Annotated in this window: 14 protein-coding genes; 5 read left to right on the forward strand and 9 right to left on the reverse strand. The window is 72.6% G+C overall.

From position 1 onward, the window contains the following. Nucleotides 1-127 precede the first annotated feature (127 nt). The 4 genes from OIE53_RS08210 to OIE53_RS08225 all read left to right on the forward strand — a co-directional run bounded on the left by OIE53_RS08210 (nucleotide 128) and on the right by OIE53_RS08225 (nucleotide 5,392). The gene (locus OIE53_RS08210) at nucleotides 128-2,578 is read left to right on the forward strand and encodes a beta-glucosidase family protein (protein WP_327025980.1); all 2,451 of its coding nucleotides are present in this window, start codon (nucleotides 128-130) and stop codon (nucleotides 2,576-2,578) included. Then, nucleotides 2,575-3,612 carry a LacI family DNA-binding transcriptional regulator gene (locus tag OIE53_RS08215; RefSeq protein ID WP_327025981.1) on the forward strand — a complete coding sequence of 346 codons (1,038 nt, stop codon included), beginning with the start codon at nucleotides 2,575-2,577 and terminating at the stop codon, nucleotides 3,610-3,612. The genes OIE53_RS08210 and OIE53_RS08215 overlap by 4 nt, the downstream gene beginning before the upstream one ends. Before the next feature lie 12 nt (nucleotides 3,613-3,624). Further along, nucleotides 3,625-4,803 (forward strand): hypothetical protein, encoded by a 1,179-nt coding sequence (locus OIE53_RS08220; RefSeq protein WP_327025982.1) that lies wholly within the window; start codon nucleotides 3,625-3,627, stop codon nucleotides 4,801-4,803. 247 nt (nucleotides 4,804-5,050) lie between these two features. After that, the gene (locus tag OIE53_RS08225) at nucleotides 5,051-5,392 is read left to right on the forward strand and encodes an RNA polymerase-binding protein RbpA (RefSeq protein WP_327025983.1); all 342 of its coding nucleotides are present in this window, start codon (nucleotides 5,051-5,053) and stop codon (nucleotides 5,390-5,392) included. Nucleotides 5,393-5,443: 51 nt separating this feature from the next. Here OIE53_RS08225 and OIE53_RS08230 read toward each other — a convergent pair whose 3' ends face one another. The 4 genes from OIE53_RS08230 to OIE53_RS08245 form a co-directional block, all read right to left on the reverse strand. After that, entirely contained in the window at nucleotides 5,444-5,983 is a 540-nt protein-coding gene (locus OIE53_RS08230) for an FxsA family protein (RefSeq protein ID WP_327025984.1), read from the reverse strand. Between the two features lie 90 nt (nucleotides 5,984-6,073). Next, on the reverse strand, nucleotides 6,074-6,880 hold the full coding sequence (locus tag OIE53_RS08235) for a polyprenol monophosphomannose synthase (protein ID WP_327027120.1): 807 nt from the start codon (nucleotides 6,878-6,880) through the stop codon (nucleotides 6,074-6,076). Nucleotides 6,881-6,912: 32 nt separating this feature from the next. Beyond that, the gene (gene lnt, locus OIE53_RS08240) at nucleotides 6,913-8,526 is read right to left on the reverse strand and encodes an apolipoprotein N-acyltransferase (protein WP_393339073.1); all 1,614 of its coding nucleotides are present in this window, start codon (nucleotides 8,524-8,526) and stop codon (nucleotides 6,913-6,915) included. A gap of 84 nt (nucleotides 8,527-8,610) precedes the next feature. Beyond that, nucleotides 8,611-10,191: a bifunctional NAD(P)/FAD-dependent oxidoreductase/class I SAM-dependent methyltransferase gene (locus OIE53_RS08245; protein ID WP_327025985.1), complete on the reverse strand. Its 1,581-nt coding sequence runs from the start codon at nucleotides 10,189-10,191 to the stop codon at nucleotides 8,611-8,613. Nucleotides 10,192-10,265: 74 nt separating this feature from the next. Here OIE53_RS08245 and OIE53_RS08250 point away from each other — a divergent pair, with 74 nt between their 5' ends. After that, nucleotides 10,266-10,847 (forward strand): helix-turn-helix domain-containing protein, encoded by a 582-nt coding sequence (locus tag OIE53_RS08250; protein ID WP_327025986.1) that lies wholly within the window; start codon nucleotides 10,266-10,268, stop codon nucleotides 10,845-10,847. A gap of 334 nt (nucleotides 10,848-11,181) precedes the next feature. Here the strand turns inward: OIE53_RS08250 and OIE53_RS08255 are convergent, their stop codons facing one another. Genes OIE53_RS08255 through OIE53_RS08275 form a run of 5 tightly spaced genes read right to left on the reverse strand, consistent with a single transcriptional unit; the run spans nucleotide 11,182 to nucleotide 16,856 of the window. Continuing rightward, nucleotides 11,182-12,567, reverse strand: a complete 1,386-nt coding sequence (locus tag OIE53_RS08255; RefSeq protein WP_327025987.1) for a glutamate mutase L — start codon at nucleotides 12,565-12,567, stop codon at nucleotides 11,182-11,184. Continuing rightward, on the reverse strand, nucleotides 12,564-12,956 hold the full coding sequence (locus tag OIE53_RS08260; protein ID WP_327025988.1) for a hotdog domain-containing protein: 393 nt from the start codon (nucleotides 12,954-12,956) through the stop codon (nucleotides 12,564-12,566). The genes OIE53_RS08255 and OIE53_RS08260 overlap by 4 nt, the downstream gene beginning before the upstream one ends. After that, nucleotides 12,956-13,732, reverse strand: a complete 777-nt coding sequence (locus OIE53_RS08265) for an OAM dimerization domain-containing protein (protein ID WP_327025989.1) — start codon at nucleotides 13,730-13,732, stop codon at nucleotides 12,956-12,958. Before OIE53_RS08265 ends, OIE53_RS08260 begins: the two co-directional genes overlap by 1 nt. After that, entirely contained in the window at nucleotides 13,729-15,288 is a 1,560-nt protein-coding gene (locus OIE53_RS08270; RefSeq protein WP_327025990.1) for a lysine 5,6-aminomutase subunit alpha, read from the reverse strand. The genes OIE53_RS08265 and OIE53_RS08270 overlap by 4 nt, the downstream gene beginning before the upstream one ends. Then, nucleotides 15,285-16,856: an amidohydrolase gene (locus OIE53_RS08275; protein ID WP_327025991.1), complete on the reverse strand. Its 1,572-nt coding sequence runs from the start codon at nucleotides 16,854-16,856 to the stop codon at nucleotides 15,285-15,287. The genes OIE53_RS08270 and OIE53_RS08275 overlap by 4 nt, the downstream gene beginning before the upstream one ends. Between the last annotated feature and the right edge of the window lies 1 nt (nucleotide 16,857).

Below are 16,857 nucleotides of genomic sequence, written 5' to 3' on the forward strand. Positions count from 1 at the left end.
TGTCGAAGCGCTTCACCAGCGTCCGGGCCGACGACCGTCATCCCACCCTGACCTGCGATGCCGCTCGGCCGACGGTCGTCGAAGCGCTTCGACCCTCGGCGTGCCGGGCACTGGAAGGCGAACCACCATGACCGACCGCAGCACGCCCTCCCCCCAGACACGCGTCGACGACCTGGTCGCCCAGCTGACCCTGCCGGAGAAGATCGGTCTGCTGCACCAGTGGCAGGCGCCGGTGCCCCGGCTCGGCCTGCCCGGCTTCCGTACCGGCACCGAGGCGCTGCACGGTGTCGCCTGGCTGGGAACGGCCACCGTCTTCCCCCAGGTGATCGGCCTGGCCAGCACCTGGAACCCCGAGCTGATGCGGGCCGTCGGGGTCGCCATCGGCGAGGAGGTACGCGCCAAACACCACGCCGACCCGCACCGGGTCGGCCTCAACGTCTGGGCGCCGGTGGTCAATCCGCTGCGGGACCCCCGCTGGGGACGCAACGAGGAGGGCTGGTCGGAGGATCCGTGGCTGACCGGCACCCTGGCCACCGCATACGCCCAGGGGCTGCGCGGTGACCACCCGCAGCGGCTACGCACCGCCCCCACGGTCAAACACTTCCTGGCCTACAACAACGAGACCGACCGGGCCACCACCTCCAGCGACCTGCCGCCCCGGGTGCTGCACGAGTACGAACTACCGGCCTTCCGCGCCCCCATCGCCGCCGGGGCCGCGGTCGCCGCGATGGCCTCCTACAACCTGGTCGACGGGGTGCCGGCACACCTGAGCCCCCTGATCGAGACCGAGCTGCGCCGGTGGGCGCCCGGGGAGGTGCTGGTCGTCGGCGACGCGGGAGCGGTCAGCAACCTGGCCGGGGTGCAGGGCCACCTGCCCGACCACGTCAACGGCTTCGCCGCCGCCCTGCACGCCGGCATCGACAGCTTCACCGAGGACGACACCGACAGCGAACCCACCCAGGCCCGCCTGACCGAGGCCCTGCGGCAGGGACTGATCAGTGCGGCGGAGGTGGACCGGGCGGTACGACGCATCCTCACCCTGCGCTGGCGGCTGGGTGACCTGGACCCCCCGCAGCACGACCCGTACGCCACGACCACCACCGAGGTGATCGACTGCCCGGCGCACCGCCGACTGGCCCGGGAGACCGCCCGCCAGAGCGTGGTGCTGCTGCGCAACGAAGGGCTGCTGCCCCTGGCCGCACCACCACGCATCGCCGTGCTCGGCCCCCTGGCCGACACCGTCCACGCCGACTGGTACAGCGGCACCCTGCCGTACGGGGTGACCCTGCGCGAGGCCCTGGCCGCCCGCACGCCGCAGGTCACCACCCATCCGGGCACCGACCGGATCGCCCTGCGGGTGGCCGCCCAGGGCTACGTGGGCTGCCCGGAGGACCCCGCCGGTGGCCCGCTGACCCTCGGGACCGAACCCACCTGGTTCGACGTGTTCGACTGGGGCCGGGACACGGTGGCCCTGCGGGCCGTCGGCAACGGCCGCCATGTCGGCGCCGACGACGAAGGGGTGCTGGTCAACGACCGCCCCGGGCCCGGTGGCTGGGTGGTGCGGGAGACCTTCCAGTTCGACCCGCTGCCCGACGGCACGGTGCTGCTGCGGCACCTGGCCACCGACCGGTACGTCACCCTCGACACCGAGGGACGGCTACGGGTCGACGGTCACGGCCCGCAGGCCGGCACCGCCTTCGGCATCGAACTCGGCGTCGACGGGGCGGCCGAGGCCGCCGCCCTGGCCGCCGCCGCCGACGTGGCCGTGGTGGCGCTGGGCAACCACCCGATGGTCAACGGGCGGGAGACCGAGGACCGGGTGGACCTGGCCCTGCCGGCCCGGCAGGAGGCGATGCTGCGCGCCGTGTACGCCGCCAACCCGCGTACCGTGCTGGTGCTGACCAGCAGCTACCCGTACGCGATCGGCTGGGCCCAACAGCACCTGCCGGCGGTGATCTGGTCGGCGCACGGCGGGCAGGAACACGGCAACGCCCTGGCCGAGGTGCTGCTCGGCGACGCCGACCCGGGAGGCCGGCTGACCCAGACCTGGTACGCCGACACCGCCGAGCTTCCCGACCTGCTCGACTACGACGTGATCGGCGCCGACTTCACCTACCTGTACTACCGGGGTGAGCCGCTGTACCCCTTCGGACACGGCCTGTCCTACACCCGCTTCGACTACACCAACCTGCGGCTGAACGCCACGACCGTGCCGGTCGGCACGGACATCGAGGTGCGGGTGGACATCACCAACACCGGCGAGCGGGCCGGGGAGGAGGTGGTGCAGCTCTACACCCGGCAGCGCCGCTCCCGGGTCAAGCAGCCGCTGCGGCAGCTACGGGACTTCACCCGGGTCACCCTGGCACCCGGGGAGTGCGCGACGGTCACCCTGCGGCTGCGCAGCGCCGAGCTGGGCTGGTGGGACGCCGAACAGGGCCGCCAGGTGGTGGAGGACGCCACCCACACCGTCCTGGTCGGACGTTCCGCCACCGATGTGCGGCTCACCGGAATCGTGGCCGTACGCGGTGAGACCCTGTCGTCGTCCTCGCGGCTGCCCAGCACGAGCGGGGCCCGGTGAGCGGGCGCGGACGGATCGCCTCCGGGCAGCCGACCATCGCCGACGTGGCCCGGCACGCCGGGGTGGCGGTCAGCACGGTGTCGTACGTGCTCAGCGGCAAACGGGCCATCTCCGAGGTGACCCGGGCCCGGGTGCTGGCCAGCATCCGGGTGCTCGGCTACCACCCCAACGCCGGGGCCCGGGCCCTGGCCAGCCGCCGGGCCAACGTGATCGCGCTGGTGCTGCCGCTGCGCTCCGGCATCCAGGTGCCGGTGGTGATGCAGTTCGCCACCGCGGTGGTGACCTCGGCCCGCCGCCACGACCACGACGTGCTGCTGCTCACCTCCGACGAGGGCCCGGAGGGGCTGCGCCGCATCGCCGCCGGTGCCCTGGTCGACGGGGTGCTGGTGATGGATGTGGAGCTGCACGACGTGCGGGTGCCGCTGCTGCGGCAGTTGGGGCGCCCCAGCGTCCTGATCGGCCTGCCCGCCGACACCTGCGAGTTGACCTGTGTGGACCTGGACTTCCACCGGGCGGGGCAGCTGTGCGTGGAGCACCTGGCGGGGCTCGGTCACCGGCGGATCGCCCTGCTCGGTGCCCCGGCCGCCGTCTACGACCGGGGCACCGGGTTCGCCCACCGCACCCGGGCCGGGGTGATCGAGGCGGCGGCCCGCCACGGGGTGGAGGCGGTGACCCTGCCCTGCGAGGAGAACGCCGCCGACGTCCACCACCGGGTGGTCGGGTTGTTCGCCCGCCACCCGGACATCTCCGCGTTGATCGTGCAGAACGAGGCCGCGGTCGGGCCGATGCAGGCGGCCCTGGCCGCCCTGGGACGCCGGGTGCCCGAGGAGGTGTCCGTGGTGGCGGTCTGCCCGGAGCAGTTCGCCGAACACGCCAGCCCCCGGCTGACCTGTGTGCCGGTGCCCGCGGAGGAGATCGGCCGGCAGGCGGTGTCCCTGGTGATGGGCAAACTGCGCGACGAGCCCGTACCGGAGGTCACCCTGCTGCCGCCCCGGCTGACCGTACGCGACAGCACCGCCCGGGCGGGCCACTAGACTGCCCGTTCGATGGACGCCGAGCCCGCCACCGACACCCGCCCCTGCGCCCACTGCGGTGCCGACGTGCCGCAGCGGGCCGGCGCCGGTCGGCCCTTCCGCTACTGCCGGGACAACGACGGCGCCTGCCAGCGGGCCTCCCGCAACAGCCGGATGCGCCACCGCAACGCCCCCGGTCTGCCCGGTCAGGTGGCCCGCACCTGGGAGGCGGTGGACCGCCTCGACCAGATCGTGCAGACCCTGACCGAGGCCCTGCACGCCGAGTTGTCCCCCGCCGGGGTGGAACGGCAACTGGCCCAGGTCCGGGCGGATGCCGCCGCCGCGGTCGCGGCCGCGCAGACCGAACGGGACGAGGCGATCCGGGCGGCCGAGGACGCCGCCGCCCGGGCCGAGCGGGACCGGCGGCAGGCCCAGGCCGCCACCGCCGACCGAAACACCGCCCGCGCCGAGGCCGACCAGGCCGTGCAGCGGGCGGAGGACGCCGACGCGCGGGCCGCGCAGGCGCAGGCCGACCGGGACACCGCCCGCCGGGCCGCGGTCGCCGCCGAGGCCCTGCGGACCCAGGCCGAGACCGACCGGGACTCCGCCCGCACCCAGGTGGCGGCCCTGCGGGCGGAGGCGGACGCCGAGCGGGGGCGCAGCGCCGCCCTGGTCGCCGAACGGGACACCGCCCGGGCCGAGGCCCACCGGGCGGAGGTCTCCGCCGCCGAGGCCACCGCCCGGGTCGAGGCGCTGCGTTCCGAGGTGGAACAGTCCCGGGCGAAGGCGCAGCAGGCCCAGGCCGACCTGGCCCAGTTGCGTACCGAGGCCGAGGATCTGGCCGCGCGGCTGACCGCGGTACGCGCCGACCTCGATCAGGCGCAGCAGGCCCGGGCCCAGGCCGAGGCGGACCGGCAGCGGGCGCAGGCCACCGCCCGGCAGGTCGGCCTGGATCTGGCGGCCGCCCTGGCCGACACGAATTCGTTGCGGGCCGATCTGGCCGCCGCGGTGGCCCGGGTGGAGGCCCTGCGCGCCGAGGTGGCCGCCGGGCAGCAGGCGGCGGCGGAGGCCGACGGTCGGGCGGTGCGGCAGGCGCAGTTGTTGCGGACGGTCGAGGCGGACCGGGACGAGGCCCGTCAGCGGGTCGCCCAACTGGCCGGTCAGGTAGCCGAGTTGGCCACCGCCCTGACCCGCAACGTCTCCGCAGGCTGACCGGTTCTTCCGGTGGCGAGGCGTGCCGTCGCCTCGGCGGCGGGTCGGGCTACCATTTGCGCTGACGGCGGCGGTCCGCCGCCACGACCCGGCCGGGGCGGACCCCGCCGGGCGGCTGCTGTGGCCGGTTACCCTTGACTGCGCACCCGCGGGTAGCGGGCCGTCCAGACGTGGCTGCGGGAATGGCCCGACGACGGCGGACCGTTACACCGACAGGACCAGCACCACCGAAGAGGGGAAGTCGATCATGGGCGAGCGTATGCTCCGCGGTAGCCGACTGGGCGCGGTCAGCTACGAATCCGACCGCAACACGGAGCTCGCGCCGCGGCAGACCCGCGAGTACCTGTGCGCCAAGGGTCACCAGTTCGAGGTTCCGTTCGCCGTCGACGCCGAGGTGCCCACCACCTGGGAGTGCAAGTTCGACGGCAGCGTGGCCCGGCTGGTCGACGGCACCGAGCCGGAGCAGAAGAAGGCCAAGCCGCCGCGTACCCACTGGGACATGCTGCTGGAGCGGCGTTCGATCGCCGAGCTGGAGGACATCCTCGAAGAGCGGCTGCAGGAGGTCCGCACCCGCCGCGGTCGCGCCTGACCGATCCGACGAAAACGCCCCCGGGAGTTGATCTCCCGGGGGCGTGTTTTGTCAGCGTGGTTCCACGATCTCACCCTCGATGGCCCGACCCGCGTCGGCCACCGGCGGAGCCGATGGCGGCGGTGCGGCCGGTTCGGCCGGGGTGGTCTGCCCCGGCTGGGGGGCACCCCGGTACACCCGCACCCGGCGGGGCCCGAACAGGTCACCGGCGGTCATCGAGGACACCCGACGCTCCGCGGTCCGCTGCACGCCGCCGCAGGCCAGCCGCCGCACCGGCGGCACCAGCAACACCAGCCCCACCAGGCCACTGACCAGACCGGGGGTCGCCAACAGCAGGGCACCGAGCAGACCCACCAGCCCGTCGGTCACCTGCCGACCCGGCGGCCGACCGGACTGCGCGGCCTCCCGGAACCCCCGCCAGGCGCGGATGCCCTCCCGCCGCAGCAACACCATGCCGAGCAGCGACGCCGCGAACACCATCAGGGTCGCCGCGCCGAAGCCGACCGCCCGGCCCACCAGCACGAACACGGCCAGCTCCACGAGCACGGAAACCAGCAGGGCCAACGGTACGAACCGCAGTGTCCGGCGCATATCACCCCATCCGCCGTATGGCGTGTCATCGTCGGCGGCTGGCCGGGGCGGCGCAGCCGTCCGCGTACCTCCAGCATGACACGACCCGACTCAGGGCCACCGGGCCTGCCCCGCCGTGACCGCCCGCCACCCGTGCCGCACGGCCGCCCGCCGGTCGTCGAACGCCCACCCGGTGATCCGCCACAACGCCTCGACCACGATCAGCGGACTCATCTTGCTGGCGCCCCGTTCCCGCTCCGCGAAGGTGATCGGCACCTCCGTGATCCGGGCCCCGGCCCGATGCGCCAACCGGCACAACTCCACCTGGAAGGAGTAGCCCTGCGAGCACACCGACTCCAGGTCCAGCAGGTCCAGCAGACTCGACCGGTAGACCCGGTAGCCGCCGGTGGCGTCGGCCACCGGCATCCCCAACGCCAGCCGCGCGTACAGGTTGCCGCCCCGCGACAGCAGCAGCCGCCGCAGCGGCCAGTTCAGCACCCGGGCCCCCCGGGTCCACCGGGACCCGATCACCAGGTCGGCGTCCGCGGCGGCGGCCAGCAGCGCCGGCAGGTCCTGCGGGTCGTGGGAGCCGTCGGCGTCCATCTCCACCACGGCGTTGAACCCCCGCCGCCGCGCCCACCCGAACCCGGCCAGGTAGGCCGCGCCGAGGCCCTGCTTGCCTTCCCGGTGCAGCACATGCACCTGCCGGTCGCCACGGGCCAGGTCCTCGGCGATGTCGCCGGTGCCGTCGGGACTGTTGTCGTCGGCGACGAGCACCTCCACCTGCGGGGCGGCCCGCCGGACCCGACCCACGATGGTGGACAGGTTGTCGGCCTCGTTGTAGGTGGGGATCACCACCAGGACCCGGCCCACCCCGGGTACCTCGTTCGTCGCCGGACGGATGTCGGTCTTCTGCATCACCGCTGCCTCCCTCGTGCCGGCGTGCGGATCTAAACGGGTCGCCGCCGCAGCACCACCGTGCCGGCCAGCGCCACCACGGCCAGCCCGGCCAGCAGCACCTCCGGCAGCACCCCGATCCGGGTGGCCAGGGTGCGCCCCTCGCTCAGGGTCAGCTGCCGCACCACGACCGCGCGGGTGTTGAACCCGGTCGCATCGCTTACCCGCCCGTCGGGGGTGACGAACCCGGACACCCCGACCGTGGAGGCCATCAGGGCGGGTCGGCCGTGTTCCACGGCCCGCAACCGCACCATGGCCAACTGCTGACGGGCCTCGGCCTCGTCGAAGGTGGCGTTGTTGGTCTGCACCACCAGCAGCTGGGCCCCACCGGTCACGGTGTCCCGGACCAGCCCGTCGTAGGCGACCTCGAAGCAGATCACGTCACCGAGCACCACCGCCGGGGTACGCACCACCCCCGGCTCGGTGCCGGCGACGAAGTCGGCGCGTACCCGGTCGACCTGCTTGCTCACCATGCGGGCCAGATCCCGCATCGGCACGTACTCGGCGAACGGCACCGGATGCCGCTTGATGTACAGCTGGTCGGAATCCGGGCCCACCCCGGGACGCCACAGCAGCCCCGCGTTGCGCACCTGCCCCGGCTCCGGACCGGACAACACCGCCCCCACCAGGATCGGTACCCCGATGGCGTCCGCGGCGACCGAGATCCGAGCCCCGGCGGCCGGGTTACGCAACGGGTCGATGTCGGAGGAGTTCTCCGGCCACACCACCAGGTCGGGCTGTTCCCGCTGACCGGCGCCGACCTGGGCGGCCAGCTCGATCGTCGCGTCGACATGGTTGTCGAGCACGGCCTGCCGTTGGGCGTTGAAGTCCAACCCCAGGCGCGGCACGTTGCCCTGCACGATGGCTACCGTGACACTCCCCCCGCTCGCGGACCCGCCCACCGGCACCAGCAGCGCGGTGGTGAGCAGCACCACCACCGCGGCCCCGGCCCCGGCGGCCGGAACCCACCAGCGTGCCGTGGTGGGCTGCCGGCGGGCCTGGACCAGCCACCAGGCGGCGGCGAGGAGCAGCCCACCGGCCAACGCCACCGCGAAGGTCACCAGGGGGGCGCCACCCAGGGCGGCCAGACGCAGCAACGGCGAACCGTCCTGCCCGAACGCGAGCCGCCCCCACGGGAACCCGCCGAACGGGGTGCGGTCCCGCAGCGCCTCCTGACCCACCCACAGCACCCCGGTCACCACCGGCCACACCCGCGGGAACCGGTCGACCAGCGGCGACACCCACGCCGTGGCCGCACCCAGCAACGCCAGGTAGGCGGCCTGCAACAGCGACAACAACACCCACGGCAGGTAGCCGGTGTGCAGGTTCGTCCAGGACAGCAGCGGCGCGAACAGGGCCACACCGGTCACGAACCCCAGTCCGGCGCCGGCCCGCAGCCGCCGCCGGTGGGTGGCCGCGGCCAGCAGGGCCACCCCCACCGGCGCCAACGGCCACCACCCGTACGGCGGGAAGGCCAGCAGCAACGCCAACCCGGCGGCCACCGCCATGGCCAGCGCCACCGGCAGCGGCACCGCCGGCAGGCGAGACGGTGGGGTGGCCGCGACGGCAGGGTCCACGGTCGTCACGGGCGAATCGGGCGCGCTCACGCGCCGAAGGCTACCCGCCCCGACCCCCGGCCCGTACCACCGGCCGGACCGCCGGTGACGCCGCCGCAGGGTCGGGGCGGGACCTCACCGGCGGCGGGCCAGCAGGACGGCGTCGTGCACCGAGATCTCGTGACCCTGCGGGTCCACGGCCGTCCGTGGCCGGGCCTGCGCCACCAGCACCTCGAACCGCTGCGGGTCCAGGTCGGCGGCCACCTGCTCGGCGGTGAACATCATCTCCGGGTAGTGCATCCGATGCGCGCGGGACCACAGGTCCTGCGGGTGATGCCCGACGATCAGCAGCAGCCCACCCGGGGCGACCGCCGCAGCCAGCCGCGCGTACAACTCCCGCCGGTCCTGCGGGGGCAGGTGCATGAACTGCGCCGACACCAGGTCGTAGGCGCCTTCCTTCACCTCGCCGTGCAGCAGGTCGGTGTGCACCCACTCGATGCGCTGCGCGAGGAGCTCACCGGCCGCACGGGCGTGCCGGGCGGCCCGCTCCAGGGCGGTGGTGGAGATGTCCACCCCGGTGACCCGCCAACCCCGCTCGGCCAGCCACACCGCGTCGGCGCCCTCACCACAGCCCACGTCCAGGGCCCGGCCGGGGGTGACCTCGGACACCTCGGCCACCAGCTGCGGATTGGGTCGGCCGCTCCACACCGCCGGCCGCTGCTGATACCGCTGCTCCCACCCGGCCTCGGTGAAGGCCTCCTCCCGCTGCCGCCGGTGCCGCGCCACCGCCTCCCGGGTGTCGGCCTCGACCAGGTCGGCGTTGATGGCCGCCGCGGCCGTGATCCCGGCGGCGGCGGACGGGATCACCTTCGCGGTCAGGTCGGCGACGTTGCCGGCCACCCACACCCCCGGCACGGAGGTGGCACCCGCGGGCCCGGACGGCACCTGCTCACCGATCACCTGCCCGTGCCTCTCCACCGGCTCGGCCGTCAACCCCAACGACGACAGCACCTGCGCCCGGGCGGTCAGCCGGGAGGCCACCACCAGCACCTCACAGTCAACCTGCTCCCCGGAGGCCAGCCGCACCCCGGTCAGCCGGTCGTCCTGCACCCTCAGCCCGGCCACCGGGCCCGGCACCACCGCCACCTCCAGGGCGGCCATCCATTCGGCTTCCTCGGCCTGCGGGGCCGGCTGGTCGTGCAGCAGGAACAGCACCTGGTCACTCCACTGCCGCCACAGCCGCACCTGGTGGGCCGACAGCGGGCCGGTGGCCAACACGGCGATCCGTTTGTCGGCCACCTCCCACCCGTGGCAGTACGGGCAGTGCAGCACGTCCCGGCCCCACCGCTGCGCCAGGCCGGGCAGCGGGGGCAGTTCGTCGACCAGCCCGGTGGTGACCAGCAGCCGCCGGGCCCGCACCTGCCGCCCCCCGTCGACGGTTACGGTGAACTCCTCACCGACCCGGTCGACGCCGGTGACCTGACCGGTCATCAACTGCCCGCCGTAGCCGGTCACCTCCTCCCGGCTGATCGCCGCCAACCGGGCCGGCGGGATCCCCTCCAACCCCGGATAGGTGTGCACCCCGGCCGCCGGGGAGTTACGCGGCTGTCCGGCGTCCACCACCAGCACCGAACGGCGCGCCCGGGCCAGGGTCAACGCCCCGGCCAGGCCCGCGGCCCCACCACCGACCACCACCACGTCGTACCTGTCGTCCATCTTGTGCTCCCCTTGTCGGTTTCGTGCGTCACCATCCACCCGCACCCCCAACTTCGACAAGTATTGTTGCCAACATGGCAAACGATGAGGCGGTGGTGCTGGCCGCGGTGGGTCCCCGCCTGCGGGCCCTACGCAAGAACCGGGGCACCACCCTGAGCGAACTCGCCGACACCACCGGCATCTCGGTGAGCACCCTGTCCCGCCTCGAATCGGGACACCGCCGCCCCACCCTGGAACTGCTGCTGCCCCTGGCCCGCGCCCACCAGGTGCCCCTGGACGAACTGGTCGGCGCCCCCGCCGTCGGCGACCCCCGGATCCGGCCCCGCCCGATCGTCCGCCACGGCATGACCTTCCTGCCCCTGACCCGCCGCCCCGGTGGCCTGCAGGCCTTCAAACAGATCCTGCCCCCACACAGCCCCGCCGAGACGCGACTTCAGTCCCACGAGGGCTACGAATGGCTCTACGTGCTCTCCGGGCGGCTGCGCCTGCAACTCGGCGAACACGACCTGATGCTGGAAGCCGGCGAGGTCGCCGAATTCGACACCCGCACCCCGCACCGCGTCAGCAACCCCGGCCCCGAACCCGTCGAGGTGCTCAACCTGTTCGGCCCACAGGGCGAACGCCTGCACGTACGGGCCCGACCCGCCACCGACTGACCCCGGCAACCAAGTCGGGGCGCGGCGTACGCCGCGCCCCGATGCTCCCAGGCCCCTTCCACGGCCGGTGGGGCGAGAACGAGACACCTCGACCTTCGGACCGACCGGACGGCGACTGGCTGCCCCCGTCAGGCCGTTGTCTACTGGCCGTGTATCTCACCCTGCCCGTACACCGGTAAACGCGGCCGGTTCGCGCCGCCCCGCCGACCCCCGCCCGCTGGACCTGGCCGCCGCGACACCATCTCGCTCGGCCAGCGGACGAAGGGACGAAGCGAACAACAGCCACTTCCCGTGGTAGGACTCAAAGACGGTACGTGGCCCACCCCCGCCCTTGTCAACCCGCCACCGCCGAGTCGCCCCCACACCCCGGCGTGTCGCCGCCGGCGGAACGGCCGAGCAGCGGCCGCAGCAGGCCCCGGGCCGCCACCGGATACTCCCCGACCAGCAGCCCCGCCGCCGCCAACACGTAGTCCACATCCACCACCGGCCGCGCCGCCCGCGGCAACGCCCACCCACCGGCATGATCGGTCAACACCGCCCCCAACACCCCTTCGGCCACCTCCCGCGGGGCGTGCCGCAACACCCCACCCGAACCCACCACCAACCGCACATCCCGCAGATCCCGCCCCGACCGCTCCCCCGTGCCCACCCCACGGGCATGCCGCCGCAACGCCACCGTCGCCGCCAACGCCGCGATCCGCGCATCCACCGCCCGCCCGGACGCATCCGCAGGCAGGAACCCCGGATCGGCGGCCCGCCGCGCCGCCTCCCCCACCAACTCGGCCCCCTCCGGCTCCCCCAGCAGCCGCTCCTCGACCGCGGCCCGCACCACCTGCGGGGCGCTCCACCGCATCCCCAGGTCACCCTCGACCGTGCGGGCCCGCCACAACGACCCCGCCACCTCCCGACCCGGCCCACTGGCCCGCTCGTCCGGCGTCAACACCGAATACACGTCCGTGGTGGCCCCACCCACATCCACCACCACCAGATCACCCCCGGCCAGCTCCGCCAACGCCTCCACCCCGGTCAACACCGCATCCGGGGTGGCCGCCCGCACCAACCGGGCGAACCGGCGCCCACGCGACAGCCGCTTACCCCCGATGACATGCCGCAGGAACACCTGACGGATCGCCTCCCGCGCCGACGCCGGCGCCAACACCCCGATCCGCGGCAACACGTTGTCGGCCACCGTCACCGGCACCCCCGCCTGCGCCAACACCTCCTGCAACCCGTCGCGGACCGCCACATTGCCGGCCAACACCACCGGCACCCGGAACCGGGCCCGCGCCAACCGGGTCGCATTGTGGGTAAGGGTCTCGGCGTCCCCACCGTCGGTGCCACCGACCAGCAACACCACATCCGGGCGGGCCGCCCGCAACGCCGTCAACTCGGCCCGACCCAGCCGACCGGCCGCCACATGCACCACATCCGCGCCGGCCGACAACCCGACCCGCCGACCCGCCTGCGCCGTCACCAGCGGCTCATAGCCCACCACCGCCAGCCGCAGCCCACCACCGGCCGAGGAACACACCAACCACGGCACCTGCGGCGACCAGCGGCCCGCCAACGCCGCCCCGACCGCCACCTCCAGGCCGTGCCACACATCCGTGTCCACCGACGTACGCGCCGCCGCCGACGCCACCAGACCACCCCCGTCGAGGTCCACCACCGACACCTTGGTGAACGTCGACCCCACGTCGGCGCAGACCGCTACCCTCACGCCACCGGCGGCACGACCACCGTGCCGGTCGCCGTCACCGCCACCACCGGCTCCGCCAGCACCTCCGCCGCCGACCCACCCCGATCCGGACGCCCCCGACACACCACCCGCGCCTGAAAATCGATGGTGCGGCTGCGGGTACCCACCCGGGTCACCTCCGCCACCACCTCCACCACATCCCCCGCCCGGATCGGGGCCCGGAACTGCACCTCCGAATAGGAGGCGAACAAACCCTCATCCCCATCGGTACGGATACACACCTCCGTGGCCACATCACCGAACAACCCCAACGCGTACGCCCCGTCGACCAGATTCCCGGCGTAATGGGCATGCGAATACGGCACATACCGCCGATGGGTCACCGTCAACCCGACCCGCGAATCAGTCATTACTTCACCCTCTTGCTCGTGATCAACGCGTGGACCAGGTAACTGGCCACCTCACCCGGAGTCGTCCCCCGACCGAAAATCCGATCCACCCCCAACTCGGCCGCCATCGACTCGTCGAACCGCGGCCCACCCACGATCAGCAACGGCCGCCGGTCAACCGGCAACGCCTCCCGGAACGCCGCCGACATCTCCCGGGTGTTGTGCAGATGCGCATCCCGCTGCGTCACCACCTGCGACACCAACACCGCATCAGCCCGCTCCGCCCGCGCCGCCTCCACCAACTCCGGCACACTCACCTGCGCACCCAGATTCGTCACCTTCAACTCCCGGTAATACTCCAACCCCTTCTCACCGGCGATCCCCTTCACATTCAGAATCGCGTCGATGCCCACCGTGTGCGCATCCGTGCCGATACACGCCCCCACCACGGACAACTTCCGCCGCAGCCGCCGCTTCACCACCGCATTGACCTCCTTGGCGCTCAGCAGCGGAAAATCCCGCTCCACCACCTGCACCTTCGCCAGGTCCACCAGATGATTCACCCGCCCGTACACCACGAAGAAGGTGAACCCCTCACCGATCGGCTTGGCGTGCACCAACATCGCCGGGTCCAACCCCATCTTGTTGGCCAACTGCACCGCCGCACCCTCGGCCCGCTTGTCATGCGGCACCGGCAACGTGAACGACACCTGCACCATGCCGTCCCCCGTGGTGTCCCCGTACGGCCGCACGACGGTCTTCTCCCGGCTGGGCACGCCCTCACGACCCTCGCTCATGCCGGCTGCTCCAGGATCTCCGTGGCCGGGTTGTAGTAATCCGCCTCATGCCGCGCCACCCCGGCCAAACCCTTACCCCGGTCCGCCGGCCGCTTCATGATCCCGAACGTGCCCTCCGCGATCGCCGTCAACAACGACTGCTCCCCGATGCGCTCCAACAGCTCCACCGCCTCACCCAACACCCGGTGCGCACGCTGCTGAATGAACCCACCCGCCGCCGGCACGAAATCCTCACGCAACCCCCCGGCCGCCCCCAGCACATACCGCACGTTCTGCAAAGCGATGTCCCGATCCGACAACCACGGCGTCACCACCGCCTCGGTCATCATCCCCACCAGCAGAATGCCCTGCCCCGTCAGCGTGCCCACCAGATTGAAGAACCCGTCGAGCAGATTCCCCCGGAACACGTCACCGGTCATGTGCTTCGTCGGCGGCATCCACTTCAACGGCGCATCCGGAAACAACTCCCGCGCCAACAACGCGTGCGCCAACTCCAACCGCAACGACTCCGGCACATCCGGATTGATCTCGAACGCGTGCCCCAACCCCAGCTGCCAGTCCGCCAACCCCGCCTCATGCGCGAAGTACTCGTTCAGCAACTGCGACACCGTCACCGTGTGCGCCTCATCCACCGCATCAGCGGTGGTCAGATAGTTGTCCTCACCGGTGTTGATGATGATCCCCGCCCGGGCATGCACCTGCCGCGAGAAACGCTGATCCACGAACGTACGAATCGGATTGATGTCCCGGAACAGAATCCCGTACATCGAGTCGTTGAGCATCATGTCCAACCGCTCAAGACCCGCCAGGGTCGCCATCTCCGGCATACACAACCCCGACGCGTAATTCGTCAGCCGCACATACCGACCCAACTCCTTCGAGGACACATCCAGAGCCGCCCGCATCAGCCGGAAATTCTCCTGAGTGGCGTACGTGCCAGCGAACCCCTCCCGGGTCGCCCCCTCCGGCACATAATCCAACAACGACTGCCCCGTCGACCGGATCACCGCGATCACATCCGCCCCGGCCCGCGCCGCCGCCTGCGCCTGCGGAATGTCCTCGTAGATGTCCCCCGTCGCCACGATCAGATAAATCCACGGCCGCCGCACCGGATCACCGAACCGCCGCACCAGACGCTCCCGCTCCGCCCGCCGCCGATCGATCAACCGAATCCCCGCACCCACCGCCCTACGCGCCGCCCGCCGAGCCGCCGTCGCCGCCTTCCCCGACGGCACCTCGAACCGCACCGACCCCGCCGCCGCCTTCTGCGCCAACAACGTCACATCGGTGATCTGCTCACGCGCCAGGGCATCGAACACCGGCACCGCCACCCCATGCCCCAACCCCACATCCGCCACCACCGCATCCACCAGCCGGTTAACCCACGGAATCCCATCCGGATCCGCCCCGGCCACCCCCGCCAACCGCAACACCGCCCGCTCCACCGACACCGTCGTGTGGCTACGCGCCAACTCCACCACCGGCTGCCCCGCCCGACGCGCCAACTCCCGCGCCCGCGCCACCAACACCGGATCCAGATCAAGCTTGCCCGTCACGACAGCCCTTCCCGCTGAAAGATCACATCACCGCGCAACACCGTCGCCTGACACACCGGCAACGGCGTCGGATCCTGCGCCCCCCGCAACTCCGGATCCTCCGCCTGCAACACCGGCAGACCCCCCTGAAGCCCCGCCGGCGTCGACCACACCGCAAAGGTCGCCGGCGCCCCCAACGCCAACACCCCCTCACTGTCCAGATGCACCGCCCGCCACCCACCCCGGGTGTGCGCCGCGAACGCCGCCCGCACCGTCATCCGCTGCACCGGACTGTGATGCGCCACCGCCGCCCGCACCGAACCCCACGGATCCAACGGCGTCACCGGCGAATCCGAACCGAACGCCAACGCCACCCCCACCCCGTGCATCGCCCCCATCGGATTCGACGCCAACGACCGCTCCAACCCCAACCGCGCCTCATACATCCGCCCCGCACCACCCCACAACCGGTCGAACGCCGGCTGCATCGACGCCACCACCCCGTACTCCACGAAACCGGCGATCAACCGCCGATCCATCACCTCCGCATGCTCCACCCGATGCCGAGCCGCCCGCACCCGATCCGTACCCAACCGCCGCGCCGCCCCCGCGAACCCCTCCAACACCGTCGAGATCGCCGCATCCCCGATCGCATGGAACCCGCCCTGCATCCCATGCGCCGCACAGTCCAACAGATGATCACGCACCTGCTCCGCGCTCAGATACCCGTGCCCACAGCCCACACCGTCGACATACGCATCCGACAGAAACGCCGTACGCGACCCCAGGGCACCGTCGGCGAACAGATCACCACCGGCACCCACCGCACCCAACTCCCGCGCCCGCGCCGCACCACCCAACTCACCCCAGTACCCGTACACCTCCGGCACCCCGGCACCCGAGATCGCCAACAACCCGGTGAAATCCTCCTCGTCGGAGATCTCCGGCCCACCACACTCGTGCACCGCCGCGATCCCCAACGACGCCGCATGCGCCAACGCCACCCGCTGCGCCGCCACCCGCTGCGCCCGCGTCACCGACCCCCGCGCCGCCGCCCGCACCACATGGTGCGCGTCCAGCCGCAACCAACCCGACCCGTCGTACCCGACCGCCTCCGCCGCCTGCGGACACGCCGCCAACAACGCCGAGGACACCAACGCCGAATGAATCGACGCCTGGGACAGGTACACCCGCCGCCCACCGGCCGCCCGCCCCAACTCCGCCGCCGACGGCGGCTGCGGCACCGCCCAGGTCGACTCGTCCCAGCCGTGCCCCAACACCACCGCATCCGCCGGCAACCCCGCCGCGAACACCGACACCGCGTCCAGCAACTCCCCGGCCGACCGCACCCCGGACAGATCCAGCCCCGACAACGCCAGCCCGGTGTCACTGACATGCACATGCGCGTCCACGAAAGCCGGGGTCACCAACGCCCCACCCAGGTCCACCACCCGGTCCGCCGGCGGCGCATCCGCGTCCGCCCCCAACCAGGCAATCCGCCCATCCCGCACCAACAACGCCGTAGCGGAAGGATCCGCCGGACAATGCAACACGCCACCGCGGAACAACGTCGAGGGGTTCTCGTTCATG

The organism is Micromonospora sp. NBC_01739 (genome assembly GCF_035920385.1).
Classification (GTDB): Bacteria; Actinomycetota; Actinomycetes; order Mycobacteriales; family Micromonosporaceae; genus Micromonospora.

Bases quoted from the DNA above. Each gene is read 5' to 3' on its own strand.
- OIE53_RS08220 (WP_327025982.1), top strand. From the start codon at position 3,625: ATGGACGCCGAGCCCGCCACCGACACCCGCCCCTGCGCCCACTGCGGT.
- OIE53_RS08225 (WP_327025983.1), top strand. From the start codon at position 5,051: ATGGGCGAGCGTATGCTCCGCGGTAGCCGACTGGGCGCGGTCAGCTAC.
- OIE53_RS08275 (WP_327025991.1), bottom strand. From the start codon at position 16,856: ATGAACGAGAACCCCTCGACGTTGTTCCGCGGTGGCGTGTTGCATTGT.
- OIE53_RS08265 (WP_327025989.1), bottom strand. From the start codon at position 13,732: ATGAGCGAGGGTCGTGAGGGCGTGCCCAGCCGGGAGAAGACCGTCGTG.
- OIE53_RS08260 (WP_327025988.1), bottom strand. From the start codon at position 12,956: ATGACTGATTCGCGGGTCGGGTTGACGGTGACCCATCGGCGGTATGTG.
- OIE53_RS08245 (WP_327025985.1), bottom strand. From the start codon at position 10,191: ATGGACGACAGGTACGACGTGGTGGTGGTCGGTGGTGGGGCCGCGGGC.
- OIE53_RS08210 (WP_327025980.1), top strand. From the start codon at position 128: ATGACCGACCGCAGCACGCCCTCCCCCCAGACACGCGTCGACGACCTG.
- OIE53_RS08250 (WP_327025986.1), top strand. From the start codon at position 10,266: ATGGCAAACGATGAGGCGGTGGTGCTGGCCGCGGTGGGTCCCCGCCTG.
- OIE53_RS08230 (WP_327025984.1), bottom strand. From the start codon at position 5,983: ATGCGCCGGACACTGCGGTTCGTACCGTTGGCCCTGCTGGTTTCCGTG.
- OIE53_RS08235 (WP_327027120.1), bottom strand. From the start codon at position 6,880: ATGCAGAAGACCGACATCCGTCCGGCGACGAACGAGGTACCCGGGGTG.